The 15,232-nt window shown below is 39.1% G+C and carries 13 protein-coding genes; all 13 read left to right on the top strand.

The window, feature by feature from the left end; all coding sequences use genetic code 11:
* Positions 1-9 precede the first annotated feature (9 nt).
* The 13 genes from ilvB (at position 10) to AC6CH7_RS01160 (ending at position 14,974) form a co-directional block, all read left to right on the top strand.
* Positions 10-1,749 carry a biosynthetic-type acetolactate synthase large subunit gene (ilvB, locus tag AC6CH7_RS01220; RefSeq protein ID WP_498260938.1) on the top strand — a complete coding sequence of 580 codons (1,740 nt, stop codon included), beginning with the start codon at positions 10-12 and terminating at the stop codon, positions 1,747-1,749.
* 9 nt (positions 1,750-1,758) lie between these two features.
* Positions 1,759-2,376: an acetolactate synthase small subunit gene (gene ilvN / locus AC6CH7_RS01215; protein ID WP_172660946.1), complete on the top strand. Its 618-nt coding sequence runs from the start codon at positions 1,759-1,761 to the stop codon at positions 2,374-2,376.
* Between the two features lie 38 nt (positions 2,377-2,414).
* Positions 2,415-2,882, top strand: coding sequence for a DinB family protein (locus tag AC6CH7_RS01210; RefSeq protein WP_498260937.1), 468 nt, complete (start codon positions 2,415-2,417; stop codon positions 2,880-2,882).
* A gap of 33 nt (positions 2,883-2,915) precedes the next feature.
* The gene (gene ilvC, locus AC6CH7_RS01205; protein ID WP_498260936.1) at positions 2,916-4,397 is read left to right on the top strand and encodes a ketol-acid reductoisomerase; all 1,482 of its coding nucleotides are present in this window, start codon (positions 2,916-2,918) and stop codon (positions 4,395-4,397) included.
* A 9-nt stretch (positions 4,398-4,406) separates the two neighbouring features.
* Positions 4,407-5,876: an ATP-binding cassette domain-containing protein gene (locus AC6CH7_RS01200; RefSeq protein ID WP_498260935.1), complete on the top strand. Its 1,470-nt coding sequence runs from the start codon at positions 4,407-4,409 to the stop codon at positions 5,874-5,876.
* Positions 5,873-6,964: a 3-isopropylmalate dehydrogenase gene (leuB, locus tag AC6CH7_RS01195; RefSeq protein WP_498260934.1), complete on the top strand. Its 1,092-nt coding sequence runs from the start codon at positions 5,873-5,875 to the stop codon at positions 6,962-6,964. The genes AC6CH7_RS01200 and leuB (AC6CH7_RS01195) overlap by 4 nt, the downstream gene beginning before the upstream one ends.
* Positions 6,965-6,976: 12 nt before the next feature.
* Positions 6,977-8,140, top strand: coding sequence for a 2-isopropylmalate synthase (locus AC6CH7_RS01190; RefSeq protein WP_498260933.1), 1,164 nt, complete (start codon positions 6,977-6,979; stop codon positions 8,138-8,140).
* Positions 8,141-8,182: 42 nt separating this feature from the next.
* Complete coding sequence (gene leuC, locus AC6CH7_RS01185) at positions 8,183-9,589, top strand: 3-isopropylmalate dehydratase large subunit (protein ID WP_498260932.1); 1,407 nt, start codon at positions 8,183-8,185, stop codon at positions 9,587-9,589.
* 19 nt (positions 9,590-9,608) lie between these two features.
* On the top strand, positions 9,609-10,205 hold the full coding sequence (gene leuD, locus AC6CH7_RS01180) for a 3-isopropylmalate dehydratase small subunit (RefSeq protein WP_498260931.1): 597 nt from the start codon (positions 9,609-9,611) through the stop codon (positions 10,203-10,205).
* Between the two features lie 251 nt (positions 10,206-10,456).
* A complete protein-coding gene (locus tag AC6CH7_RS01175) occupies positions 10,457-11,974 on the top strand; it encodes a hydroxymethylglutaryl-CoA lyase-like TIM-barrel protein (RefSeq protein ID WP_498260930.1) in 1,518 nt (505 codons plus the stop codon).
* Between the two features lie 70 nt (positions 11,975-12,044).
* Positions 12,045-13,103 (top strand): 3-isopropylmalate dehydrogenase, encoded by a 1,059-nt coding sequence (gene leuB, locus AC6CH7_RS01170; RefSeq protein ID WP_498260929.1) that lies wholly within the window; start codon positions 12,045-12,047, stop codon positions 13,101-13,103.
* Positions 13,104-13,193: 90 nt separating this feature from the next.
* A complete protein-coding gene (gene ilvA / locus AC6CH7_RS01165; RefSeq protein WP_498260928.1) occupies positions 13,194-14,441 on the top strand; it encodes a threonine ammonia-lyase IlvA in 1,248 nt (415 codons plus the stop codon).
* Positions 14,442-14,557: 116 nt separating this feature from the next.
* Complete coding sequence (locus tag AC6CH7_RS01160) at positions 14,558-14,974, top strand: hypothetical protein (RefSeq protein WP_498260927.1); 417 nt, start codon at positions 14,558-14,560, stop codon at positions 14,972-14,974.
* Positions 14,975-15,232 lie beyond the last annotated feature (258 nt).

Here is a 15,232-nt window from a genome sequence, read left to right as displayed (position 1 = left end):
CATACAACAATGGATACAGCACACGAGGAAACTGCAACCTTAACAGCACCTAAAAAAACAACAACTGTTTCAGGTTCTGTAGCTTTATTGGAAGGATTAATAGCTGAGGGTACCGATACCATTTTTGGTTACCCGGGCGGCGCCATCATGCCAATTTATGATGCGCTATATGATTACAAAGAAAAATTACAACATATTTTAGTACGTCATGAGCAAGGCGGCACACACGCCGGCCAGGGTTACGCACGTACTTCAGGCAAAGTCGGTGTTGTGTTTGCAACCAGCGGTCCTGGCGCAACAAACCTGGTAACAGGTTTGGCTGATGCTCAGATAGACAGCACTCCTATGGTTTGTATCACAGGGCAGGTTTTTGCACACCTTTTAGGAACAGATGCTTTCCAGGAAACTGATGTAATTAACATCACCACTCCAGTTACAAAATGGAACTATCAGGTAACTGATGCCACTGAAATCCCTAGTGTCCTTGCAAAAGCTTTTTACATAGCACGCAGTGGAAGACCAGGTCCGGTTTTAATTGACATCACCAAAAACGCGCAGTTACAAATGTTCGAATACGAAGGATATACGCCTTGCGAACACATCCGTAGCTACCGCCCTAAACCTTTGATCCGAAAAGAATATATCGAGGAGGCTGCAGCGTTAATTAACGGAGCAAAAAAACCTTTCATACTATTTGGACAAGGCGTTTTATTAGGTAACGCAGAGCAAGAATTTAAGGCTTTTGTAGAGAAAAGCGGTATTCCGGCAGCATGGACAATATTAGGTGCTGGGGCCATCCCTACAGATCACCCGTTAAATGTTGGTATGCTTGGTATGCATGGCAATTACGGCCCTAATGTACAAACCAACTCTTGCGATGTTTTAATTGCAATCGGAATGCGTTTCGACGACCGTGTTACAGGCCGCTTAGATAAGTATGCAAAACAGGCAAAGGTTATCCATTTGGATATTGACCCTGCCGAAATTGATAAAAACGTAAAAGCAGACGTTCCTGTTTGGGGCGATTGTAAAGAAACTTTACCATTCTTAACTGCTTTGGTTGATCAGAAATCGCATAAGGAATGGGTAGAAGAATTCAGGGCTTTTGATAAAACTGAGCAAGAAACCGTAATCCATCCAGAACTAAACCCGGGAAGCGGCGAGCTTACCATGGGCGAGGTTATCAATAAATTAAATGAGCTAACCAAAGGTGATGCTGTTATTGTTACCGATGTTGGCCAACATCAAATGGTTGCTTGTCGCTATGCCAAGTTTAACCAAACAAGAAGCAATATTACCAGCGGTGGCTTAGGTACTATGGGCTTTGGTTTACCGGCTGCAATTGGTGCTAAATTCGGTGCTCCGGAGCGTACAGTGGTTGCCATTATTGGTGATGGTGGTTTCCAGATGACTTGTCAGGAATTAGGAACTATTATGCAAAGTGGTATCGATGTTAAAATCATGATTTTGAACAACAGATTCTTAGGAATGGTTCGTCAGTGGCAGCAATTATTCCACGAAAAACGTTATTCGTTTGTAGACATTACCAGTCCTGACTTTGTAAAACTTGCTGATTCTTACTACATCGCAGGTAAAAAAGTTTCGGAGCGTGAAGACCTTGTTGCAGCATTAGAAGAAATGTTGAACCACAAAGGTTCTTACCTTTTAGAGGTAATGGTAGCCAAAGAACACAATGTGTTCCCTATGGTTCCACAAGGAAGTAGTGTAAGCGAAATCAGGCTTAAATAATTAAAGATCATGAGCAATTCCAACGATATAGAAATAACCGGAAAACAGGAATTTACGATTACTGCATATACCGAAAATAGAATCGGCATACTTAACCGTATAGCCATCATCTTCTCCAGAAGAAAAATTAACATCGAAAGTTTAAACACCTCTCCTTCAGAAATTGAACACATTCACCGTTTCAATATTCTGATCCATGAAACAGAAGAGGTTGTTCGTAAACTGGCCCGTCAGATAGAAAAGCAGGTAGAGGTTTTGAAAGTATATTACAATACTAACGAAGACATCATCTGGCAGGAAATGGCCTTATACAAAGTACCTACAGATACCATTGCAGAAAAAGTCTCGGTAGAGCGTTTGCTTCGCGAATATGGCGCAAGAGCAGTAGTGATCCGTAAAGATTACACTGTTTTTGAAACCACCGGTCATAGAGAGGAAACTGATAAACTGATTGAGGTGCTACAGCCTCACGGATTAATCGAGTTTGTAAGAAGTGCAAGGGTAGCCATTATTAAAGACAGCGAAGGTTTTAACCGCAAGCTTAGAGAATTTGAACGCAGAGAACCAGGCGAGGATGTGATTGAGAATGAATTCCTTGATAAAGAGAAGAATGTATTTAGCATGTAATTCGTAGCCAAGCGAATAGGCATCACAGAACTAATAAAATGGAAAACACTCTTTTTAAAACAATTATACAAACCAGGAAAAACTTTATTGAGTTGATAGAAACATCAACGATTGAAGAGGTAAACCAGGTGCCCGCAGGCTTTAACAACAATATAATTTGGAACTTTGGCCATCTTATATCTAGCCAGCAGATACTTTGTTATAAACTGGCCAATGTTGCCCCTATTGTGGAGGCTCAGTATATTCTGGATTATCAAAAAGGTACAAAACCAGAGAAGTTCATTGAAGCCGAAGAAATAAACATCTTAAAAGACCTGGCGCTTAGCACTATTGATAAGCTGGCAGAAGATCTGAACAACAATGTTTTTGTAAGTTACAATGTGCGTACTACAAGCTACGGAATAGAACTAAAAAGCACAATTGAAGCAGTACAGTTTTTTCCGATACATGATGCTTACCACTACGGCTGTGCATCATCAATTAAGAAAGCATTAAATAAAAAGTAAATAAGAACCTTATAACAAAAAACCGATAAAACGATGTCAAATTATTTTAACACATTACCTCTTAGAGAAAAATTAAACCAATTAGGTGTTTGCGATTTCATGGACAGTTCAGAATTTCTTGATGGCGTAAATGCACTAAAAGGAAAAAAACTGGTAATTGTAGGTTGTGGAGCACAAGGCCTTAACCAAGGTTTAAATTTAAGAGATAGTGGTTTAAATGTTGCCTATACTTTAAGAAAAGAAGCTATTGAAGGCAAAAGAGATTCATGGAAAAATGCTACAGAAAACAACTTTACTGTTGGCACTTACGAAGAATTAATTCCTACAGCTGATGTAGTGATTAACCTTACTCCTGACAAACAACATACTGCAGTTGTAACGGCAATTATGCCATTAATGAAACAAGGTGCTACTTTATTGTATTCGCACGGTTTTAACATTGTGGAAGAAGGAATGCAGATCCGTAAAGACATTACGGTTATCATGGTAGCACCAAAATGTCCAGGTAGTGAAGTAAGAGCTGAGTATGTAAGAGGTTTTGGTGTACCTACGCTAATCGCTGTACACCCGGAGAACGATCCGGAAGGAAAAGGTTTAGCACAAGCTAAAGCTTACTGCGTTGGAACTGGTGGTCATAGAGCTGGTGTTTTAAAATCATCTTTTGTTGCTGAAGTGAAATCAGATTTAATGGGCGAGCAAACTATCCTTTGTGGTTTGTTACAAACTGGTTCAATCCTTTCATTCGATAAAATGATTGAAAAAGGAATCGATGCCGGTTATGCTTCTAAACTTGTTCAGTATGGTGTTGAAGTAATTACTGAAGCATTAAAACATGGCGGTGTTTCTGGTATGATGGACAGATTAAGCAATGTAGCTAAAGTTAAAGCTTTTGAGATCTCAGAAGAATTGAAAGGCATTATGCGTCCGCTATTCCAAAAGCATCAGGATGATATCATGAGCGGTGAATTTAGCCGTACAATGATGGAAGACTGGGCTGCCGGTGATAAAAACTTGTTAGCATGGCGTGCTGCTACTGGAGAAACTGCCTTTGAAAAAACTCCTGCCGGTGATGTAAAAATCGGCGAACAAGAATATTTCGACAACTATACTTTAATGGTTGCTTTTGTTAGAGCTGGTGTTGAATTGGCTTTCGAAACAATGGTTCAGGCTGGTATTAAACCAGAATCTGCTTACTATGAGTCGTTACACGAAACTCCACTTATTGCCAATACCATTGCACGTAAAAAGTTATTCGAAATGAACCGTGTTATCTCTGATACTGCTGAATATGGTTGTTACTTATTTGATTACGCTTGTAAACCTTTACTAGCTGATTTCATGACTAAAGTAGATACTGATTTAGTAGGCAAAAACTTTAACGAAGGTAAAGACGGTTCGGTTGATAACAGAGCGTTAATCGCAATTAATGAGGCGCTTCGCTCTCATGAAGTTGAAATAGTTGGCGCTAGATTAAGAAAAGCAATGACTGCAATGAAATCTATAAAAACAGCATAATAATATTAAATGTCACAGCCTGTCGTCCATATCACAAAACTAAATTTAAAGTATCAGCACAAACCCGTGTTAAAGGATTTGAACTGGACTATCAATCGTGATGAGAATTGGTTGTTGTGCGGAACAAGCGGAAGTGGCAAAACATCATTAGCTAAAGCTATGGCCGGTATAGGCCATAGCTACAGTAATATTGAAATCAACTTTAATCCTCAAAGCAGTTTACCTGCTATGGCCTATTATGTGGCCAATTGGTTTCAATTTAAAGACTTGGAAGGCCAGTCTAATTTCTATTATCAGCAGCGTTACAATAAGCAATCAACAGAAACTACAGCCACAGTAAAAGCTGAATTGGAAAGTTTTGGCAAAAAACATTCACTTTTATTTGATGAAGTAGGAGGCGTTTTAGCCGCTTTAGGGTTTTCAGAATTGAAAAACGCCACACTTATCCAGTTATCCAGCGGAGAACATAAAAAATTACAATTGGTTAAGGCCCTATGGTTAAAGCCGCAGTTGTTAATACTTGATCTTCCTTACAATGGATTGGATGTACTTTCCCGTAAAAACTTAAACGCTTTACTTGAAGAAATTTCTGAAGCAGGAACACAGTTGATCTTAATCAGCAACGAAGCCGAGCTACCTGCCTGCATCAATCGCATCGCAACAATTGAGGAAGGCAAATTGGTCGAAATTTCGGCTGATGAACGTACCTGGAATGATACAGAAGCATTTGACAAACCTGTTCCTACATTTTTGAGTGAGTCAGTTGTAAATGCTTCATCTGCAGAGATCATTAGAATGATCAATGTAAATATCAGCTATGGCGAAAAACAAGTATTAAAAAACATCAACTGGGAAGTTAAAGCCGGAGAAAAATGGGTATTGCACGGCCATAATGGCTCTGGAAAATCAACTTTGTTAAGTTTAATCTGTGGCGATCATCCTCAGGCTTACGCTAATGATTTTCATTTATTTGGAAACAAAAGAGGCAGCGGAGAAAGTATCTGGGAGATTAAAGAACGAATTGGTTTAATATCACCAGAATTGCACTGGTATTTTGATTCATCTGCAACTGTTTGGCAAAGTATTGTTTCTGGCTTTTATGATAGTTCAGGCTTATTTTGTGATCCGGGATATTCAAAAAAAGCCCAGACTGATGAATTAATTCATTATTTCGGCCTGGATGAATATAAAAATACCCTGATGAACGAGCTTCCTCTTGGTAAACAAAGACTGGCATTATTGGCCCGTACCATTGTAAAGAATCCAGAGCTATTGATATTGGATGAACCTTGCCAGGGATTAGACCAGCAACAAACATTGCATTTTAACAAACTGGTAGATGAATTGTGCAAAAATGGTACAACGTTAATTTATGTTGGTCATTTTGAATCACAGATACCTGACTGTATAGAGAAAAGAATTTTATTAGAAAACGGTGAAGTAAAAACCGTCGAAACCTTATTAGAGAGCGTACTATGAAGAAGATTATCTTAGTAATACCTGGCGATGGCATCGGGCCTGAAGTAACCACATGGGGGAAAGCCATTTTAGAACAAATAGCCGAAGATTTTGGCCATGAGTTTACCTTTGACGAAGCTTTAATGGGTCATGCTGCTATCGAAGCAACAGGTAGCCCATTACCAGATGAAACCCTGGAAAAAGCCAAACAAAGTGATGCAATCCTCTTTGGAGCTGTAGGCCATGCCTTGTATGATAACGATCCTTCGCTTAAAGTACGTCCGGAGCAAGGTTTACTTAAGATCCGTAAAGAATTGGGCCTTTATGCCAACCTACGCCCTATTTTATTGTTTGATGAATTGTTAAATGCATCAAGCATTAAACCAAGTATACTAAAAGGTACAGATATTTTATTTTTCAGAGAGCTGACAGGCGACGTTTATTTCGGAGAGAAAACACTTTCTGAGGATAGAAATACTGCGTCAGATTTAATGATCTATCACCGATATGAAATAGAAAGAATAGCACACAAAGCTTTTCAGGCTGCAATGCAGCGTAACAAAAGGTTATGTTCGGTAGATAAAGCAAATGTGCTTGAAAGCTCCAGATTATGGAGGGCAACCGTACAGGCTATCGCTAAAGAATACCCTGAGGTTGAAACTGAACATATGTTTATAGACAATGCCGCAATGCAACTGATCAAAGATCCTAAGCGCTTTGATGTAGTACTAACTGCCAATTTATTTGGTGACATCCTTACAGATGAAGCTTCGCAAATTGCAGGCTCAATGGGGATGTTAGCCTCGGCTTCAATTGGTGATGGGACCGGTTTCTTTGAACCAATCCATGGCTCTGCCCATGACATCACCGGAAAAGACCTCGCCAACCCGCTGGCTTCTATCCTATCTGTAGCGCTAATGCTCGAAATAGGTTTTGGACTAAAAGAAGAAGCCAAAACAGTAGTTGCCGCAGTTGACAAAGTACTCAAAGAAGGCTTTAGAACTAATGACATTGCCGACGGCACCACAAATCCTTATAAAGTATTAGGTACTAAGGAAATGGGTAAACTCGTCTTAAAATATATTACACAAAAAACCTATACTAACTAAAAAACGAAAATTATGTTACACGATCCAAATAGAGTTTATGTGTTTGACACCACGTTGCGTGATGGTGAACAAGTGCCGGGTTGCCAATTAACAACCCCAGAGAAAATAGAAATTGCCAAAGAATTGGAAGCCCTTGGCGTGGATATTATTGAAGCAGGTTTTCCTATTTCAAGTCCAGGTGATTTCCAAAGCGTTGTAGAGCTTTCTAAAGCGGTATCTGAGCCAATCATTTGTGCACTTACACGTGCAAACAAAGGCGATATTGATTCTGCTGTTGCTGCATTGAAATTTGCAAAACGCCCGCGAATCCATACCGGTATCGGCTCGTCTGATATGCACATCAAACATAAATTTAACAGTACAAGAGAAGATATTTTAGCACGTGCAGTTGAAGCCGTTAAATATGCCAAGCAATTTGTAGAAGATATTGAATTCTATGCAGAAGATGCTGGTCGTGCCGATGTACGCTTTCTTGCCCAGATGGTAGAAGCAGTTATTGCAGCCGGTGCTACTGTTGTAAACATACCAGATACTAATGGTTATTGCTTGCCAGATCAATACGGAAGCAAAATCAAGTTTTTGAAAGAGAACGTAAAAAACATTGACAATGCCATTATATCTGTGCATTGCCATAATGATTTAGGTTTAGCTACCGCAAATTCAATTGCTGGCTTACAAAACGGTGCCCGTCAAATTGAAGGCACTATTAATGGTATTGGAGAACGCGCAGGTAATACCTCTATTGAAGAGGTCGTCATGATTTTAAAAACGCACCAGACATTAGGCTTGCATACCAATATCAATACTAAAAACTTTTATGAGTTGAGCCGTATGGTAAGTTCGCAAATGCGTATGCCGGTACAACCAAATAAAGCAATTGTTGGTAGCAATGCCTTTGCACATAGCTCAGGTATCCACCAGGATGGTTTCTTAAAAAACCGCGAAAATTACGAAATTATACGTCCTGAAGATGTTGGTTTCCCTGATGCAAGTATTGTACTTACCGCACGCAGTGGCCGACATGCTTTAAAGTTCCATTTGGAGCGCTTAGGCTTTACTTTAAGTAAAGAAGAATTGGGCGAAGCCTACCATCGCTTCCTTACAGTGGCAGATAGTAAATTAGATATTAATGATGATGATCTTTTGTTAATGATGGGCAAACAACAATTAGCTTAACCTTCATTTCACAAAAAGAATTCATAATAAAAAAGAAAAAAAATGAGCAAAACATTATTTGATAAGGTGTGGGACACTCACGTGGTACGTAAAATTGAAGGTGGCCCCGATGTGCTTTTTATTGATCGCCACCTTATCCACGAAGTTACAAGCCCTGTTGCCTTTTTAGGTTTAAAAAGCAGAGGAATAAAGGTTTTATACCCTGAGCGTACATTTGCTACGGCAGATCATAACACACCAACAATTAACCAGCATTTGCCGGTTGCAGATCCACTTTCGGCTAACCAATTAAAGGCATTAGAGTCTAACTCTAATGAATATGGTATCAGCCACTGGGGCCTGGGCCATCAAAAAAATGGCATTGTACACGTTGTAGGTCCTGAATACGGAATTACACAACCTGGTGCTACTATTGTTTGTGGCGATTCGCATACTTCTACGCATGGTGCTTTTGGTGCTATCGCTTTCGGTATTGGTACTTCTGAAGTAGAAATGGTACTTTCTACACAGTGCATTATGCAGCCAAAACCTAAAAAGATGCGCATCAATGTTAATGGTAAATTAGGTGTAGGTGTTACTCCTAAAGACGTTGCATTGTTCATCATTTCTCAGCTTACAACTTCTGGTGCAACCGGATATTTTGTTGAATATGCTGGTGATGTTTTTGAAAACATGACTATGGAAGGCCGTATGACGGTTTGTAACCTAAGTATTGAAATGGGTGCCCGCGGCGGTATGATCGCTCCTGATGAAACTACCATCAATTACGTAAAAGGTCGTGAGTTTAGCCCTAAAGGCGAAGCGTGGGATAGAGCATTAGCTTATTACAAAACGTTAAAAACTGATGCCGATGCTGTATTTGATAAAGAATTGACCTTCGATGGTTCTTCAATTGAACCAATGATCACATATGGTACAAACCCTGGAATGGGAATGGGAATTTCTCATGACATCCCTGATGCCGCACACGCAGAAGGTGGCGCTGCAACCTATGCTAAATCATTAGGTTATATGGGCTTCTCGGAAGGTGAATCTATGATAGGTAAGAAAATAGATTTCGTTTTTGTTGGTAGCTGTACCAATGGACGTATCGAAGATTTCAGAGCATTTACTTCTATTGTAAAAGGCAGACATAAAGCTGAAGACGTAACCGTTTGGTTGGTTCCGGGTTCTCATATTGTTGAGGCTCAAATCAAAGAAGAAGGCTTACTGGATATTTTAACCGAAGCTGGCTTTGAATTACGCCAGCCTGGTTGTTCTGCATGTTTAGCAATGAACGACGATAAGATACCTGCAGGAAAATATGCTGTAAGTACCTCGAACAGAAATTTTGAAGGAAGACAAGGCCCTGGTTCAAGAACCATGCTAGCCAGTCCGCTAGTTGCTGCAGCTGCAGCTGTTACCGGCGTGGTTACAGACCCAAGAACATTAATTGAAGAACTTGTCTAAACACACTTAAAAGATTAAAATGGCCTACGATAAATTTAATATACTAAAAAGCACCGCGGTTCCACTTCCAATAGAAAATGTGGATACCGATCAGTTAATTCCTGCCCGCTTTTTAAAAGCTACAGAGCGCGTTGGGTTTGGTGACAACCTTTTCCGCGACTGGAGATACAACTCAGATAATACACCAAAAAAAGACTTTGTTTTAAACAACCCTATTTATAGCGGTAAAATACTTGTTGGTGGTAAAAACTTTGGTTCAGGTTCATCAAGAGAGCATGCTGCCTGGGCGGTTTATGATTATGGATTCAGATGTGTAGTATCAAGCTTTTTTGCTGATATCTTTAGAAACAACTGCCTAAACATTGGTGTATTGCCAGTTCAGGTTAGTCCTGAGTTTTCTGAAAAGATCTTTGCTGCAATTTTTGCTGATCCTAATACAGAACTGGAAGTAAACTTACCAGAACAAAGCATTACACTTTTAGCAACAGGCGAAAAAGAAAAATTCGAAATCAGTCCGTATAAAAAAGACAATATGCTGAATGGTTTTGATGACATCGACTACCTGCAAAGCATAAAACCAGAAATCGAAGAGTTTGCATTGCAGCTACCTCTTTAAGAAATTACCCGTCATCCTGAACTATTGCTCGTCTTGAAACTGAAAGATTGCCTTTCTTGAGACTAAGCATTAAAAAGCAACGATGGCACATGCTATAAGCCCTTCGTCATCCTGAACTTATTTCAGGATCCCGGAATAGCAAAGCCGCTTTTAAAGTCCGGGATACCGGCCTTCGCCGGCATGACAACCGGTTTAGTATAACGCCTCAAGGTCAGGATGACGATTAGTATAAAAAAAGTAAGACCCGATACATGGAAAGAAGGAAAATAGAGATAATGGATACTACACTCCGCGATGGAGAACAAACATCGGGTGTGTCTTTTTCCATTTCGGAAAAGTTAACCATAGCCCAGTTATTATTGGAAGAACTCCATGTTGACCGGGCTGAAATTGCTTCTGCACGTGTATCTGACGGAGAATTTCAGGCAGTAAAAGCAGTTTTAACTTGGGCAGAAGCAAACGGATATGCAGATCGTATAGAAGTATTATCTTTTGTAGACAACGGTGTTTCTATTGACTGGATGTTAAAAGCAGGTGTTAAAGTTCAGAACCTGCTCACCAAAGGTTCATTAAACCATTTAACGCATCAGCTTAAAAAAACACCGGAACAACATTTTGCAGAAATTAAGCATGTTATTGATCTGGCAATTGCCAACAACATAGCGACCAATGTTTATTTAGAAGACTGGAGTAATGGCATGCGTAACTCTCCGGAGTATGTTCTTCAATTTTTAGATTTTCTGACTACACAGCCCATAAAAAGAATATTATTACCGGATACACTGGGCATTTTAACGCCTGGCGAAACCTTTAAATATATTACTGAGCTTAAGTTAAAATATCCGGATACCCATTTCGATTTCCATGCACATAACGATTATGACCTTGGTACAGCCAATGTTTTAGAATCTGTAAAAGCTGGAATAAGTGGTTTGCATTTAACAGTAAACGGAATGGGCGAAAGAGCAGGAAATGCAGCAATGGCCAGCGCTATAGCTGTAATTAATGACTTTGCGCCTGAGGTTGAAGTTCAACTTAGAGAATCTTCGATTTATAAAGTTAGTAAGCTGGTTGAAACATTTTCGGGTGTTAGGATCCCTTCAAACAAGCCGATTGTTGGCGATAATGTATTTACGCAAACAGCCGGAATTCACGCTGATGGAGACAACAAAAACAACCTGTACTTTAATGACCTCCTGCCTGAACGTTTCGGCAGAAAACGCAGTTATGCGTTAGGGAAAACTTCCGGTAAAGCCAATATTGAAAAAAACCTGCAAGAATTAGGCTTAAAACTAAACGATGCCGACCTAAAGAAAGTTACTCAAAGAGTTATTGAATTAGGCGACAAAAAAGAAACCGTAACCAAAGAAGATCTTCCCTACATCATTTCAGATGTATTAGACAGCAGCCTTTATGAAGAAAAGGTTATTGTAGAATCGTATGTATTGATGAATGCAATGGGCTTACGCCCATCTGCTACTATCTCCGTAGTAATTGAAGGAGAAAAGTTCGAAGAGAATGCGCAAGGCGATGGTCAGTTTGATGCATTTATGAATGCATTAACCAAGGTTTATGCAAAAAAAGAAAGATGCTTACCAAAGCTGATCGACTATGCTGTAAGGATAGCTCCAGGAAGTAATTCAGACGCTTTATGCGAAACAATTATTACCTGGGAAACCGATCAGAAAGTATTTATAACCAGAGGCCTTGATTCAGATCAGACAGTGTGTGCAATTAAAGCTACCCAGAAAATGTTGAACATTATTTAAAGGTAAATTAGCACCACAAATAAAAACTGGTTATAATTAAAGAAATATTAAAAAACACAACTAAAAATATATGAAACTTAATATCGCTCTTTTAGCGGGAGACGGAATTGGACCTGAGGTTATTGATCAGGCAGTTAAAGTATCAAATGCCGTAGCACAAAAATTTAATCACGAAATTGTATGGACTTCTGCCCTAACCGGCGCTGCCGCAATTGATGCCGTTGGCGAACCTTATCCAGATGCAACACACGATATCTGTATGGCAGCTGATGCTGTTTTATTTGGAGCTATCGGTCATCCACGTTATGACAATGATCCAAAAGCTACCATTCGTCCGGAGCAAGGACTTCTAAAAATGCGTAAAAAACTGGGCTTATTTGCAAACGTACGTCCAACATTTACTTTCCCATCTTTAATTGATAACTCTCCATTAAAAAGAGAGCGCATAGAGGGTACAGATCTTATTATCCTTCGTGAGTTAACAGGTGGTATTTATTTTGGCGAAAGAGGTAGAAAAGACGATGGCAACACTGCTTTCGATACTTGTACTTATACCAGAGTAGAGGTTCAGCGCCTTGCTAAATTAGGCTTTGAAATGGCAATGACCCGTGGCAAAAGACTTTGTTGTGTAGATAAAGCAAACGTACTGGAAACATCACGTTTGTGGAGAGAAACTGTACAGGACATGGAAAAAGATTTCCCTGAGGTTACGGTAAGCTACGAATTTGTTGATGCAGTGGCGATGCGTTTGGTACAATGGCCAAATTCATACGATGTGTTGATCACAGAAAATTTATTTGGCGATATTTTAACTGACGAAGCATCTGTAATTTCTGGCTCTATGGGCCTTATGCCATCTGCTTCAATTGGTGTTCATACTTCTTTATTTGAGCCAATTCATGGTTCTTACCCACAGGCTGCAGGTAAAGACATCGCCAATCCTTTGGCAACTGTATTGTCTGCCGCAATGATGTTTGAAGATGCTTTCGGATTAAAAGAAGAAGCAGAATTGATCAGATCAGTAGTAAACAAATCTCTTGCAGAAGGAATTGTAACTGAAGATCTATCTGGAAAAAATAAAGCGTACAAAACCAGTGAAGTTGGTGATTGGCTGGCTAAAAATATATAACAGCTAACCATTTTTTCGATTCCCATTTTATGGGTAAACAAATTTAAACCCTTATCTGTTATCAGATAAGGGTTACATCTTTTAAAAAACATGACAGAGAATCCTGTTAAATTAGACTCAAAGGCTGCCTCACAGCGGTTAGCAGATGTTGTAAAACATACTCCACTCATCTACAGTTCCAAGTTATCTGAAAAATACAATTGCGAAATATATCTGAAACGTGAGGACCTCCAAATCGTGCGATCGTACAAATTGCGTGGTGCTTACAATATGATCAGTCAGTTAAGCCCAGAAGAACTGAGTAGAGGGGTTGTTTGCGCAAGCGCTGGTAATCATGCTCAGGGAGTTGCTTTTTCTTGCGATAAGCTCGGTACAAAAGGCGTAATTTTTATGCCTGAAATTACTCCAAGACAAAAAGTAAAACAAACAGAAATGTTTGGCAACGGCAGCGTAGAGCTTGTTTTAGTTGGTGATACTTTTGACGACTGTCTTATGGAGGCCCTGGCCTATACTAAGGAGCACAACATGACTTTTATCCCACCATTTGATAATTATAGCATTATTGAAGGTCAGGGTACTGTTGGTGTAGAGATATTCGAAGATCTGCCAGGCGTTGAGGTGGTAATTATGCCAATTGGCGGTGGTGGTCTTGCTGCAGGTGTAGGAAGCTATTTAAAAAACGAAAATCCAAATATACAGCTAATAGGTGTGGAACCAGAAGGCGCCCCTTCTATGTTAAAAGCATTTGAGCATGGTGGTCCTATAACATTACCTGAAATAAACCGTTTTGTTGATGGTGCGTCGGTAAAGCGCGTAGGTAACTTAACGTACGACCTTTGCACAAAGGTACTAGACAGTATGTTACTGGTTGCAGAAGGAAAGATTTGCACCACCATATTAAAACTTTATAATGAGGATGCTATTGTTGTAGAACCGGCAGGGGCATTATCTGTTGCTGTTCTTGATGCTTGTAAGGATAAAATAAAAGGAAAAACGGTAGTTTGTGTGGTGAGCGGTGGTAATAACGACATCGAGCGCATGCAGGAGATTAAAGAGAAATCTTTACTTTATGAAGGACTTAAACATTACTTCATTGTTCGGTTTCCACAAAGACCAGGAGCACTTAAGCTTTTTGTAAATAATGTACTTGGTCCGCATGACGACATTACTCGCTTTGAATTCATTAAAAAAACCAATAAAGAAAATGGCCCTGCTTTGGTTGGTATTGAGTTAACTGATCGCACAGATTATGATGCTTTAGTACAAAGAATGAAGGAATTTAAGTTTGAAATTATAGAGCTTAACAACGACAAAACACTATTTGAATATTTGGTTTAACTTTGCAGTAAATAACAATATTCTGCATAACATTTTAATTACAGAATAAGCAAACAGAGCACTTTAATTTTTATGGCAATAAATTTGCTTGAATAATTTCAAAACACACAAATCACATGAAAAAGCTATTATTTTTAATCCTATGTACCACCACGCTAGGCTTGGTGTCGTGCAAAAAAGACACCATTATAAATGAAACGCCGAACAGGACTTTCATTTATACGATCCAGCCAAATTCCTGGACCTTAAGTTCTGATGAAAAAACATATACAACCATTTTAGATATTGATGAGATTGATGGTGTCACTATGGATGATGAAGGTATATTGATTTATATAACTGATCCAAATAACCCAAATGTTCAACGTCAATTGCCTTTTGTATATAATCTGGACACATATAGCTATGAATTTAAAACAGGAGAGATTAAAATTCATGTTCAAAGTCCTGATGCCCAAGACACTGAGCCTTTTGCCCCTAACAATACTATTACAGCAAAAGTGATTATCATTCCTTCAACTTTCCAGCCGTAAATCTGACCGGAATAGATTCAGAATAAAGATTAAAAATTAACTATATTTTAAAAGCCAGCACTTGATAAGCGCTGGTTTTTTTGTATCAAAAAAGTTACCATTCACATATACTAGAGCCTTAATTAAGTTCAAACTATATTATCTATATTAGAGATAACTACCAAATAATAAACGACTTCTAGAACTTTAGAAGATATTTAATGGCCTAAATCATCCCGTTATGCCTAAATATTACTTTAAAAGACTTGAGTACCTGAA

Source organism: Pedobacter sp. GQ55, assembly GCF_059758925.1.
Note: the sequence above shows the minus strand (reverse complement) of the source record. Positions and strands in the feature narration are given on the sequence as shown.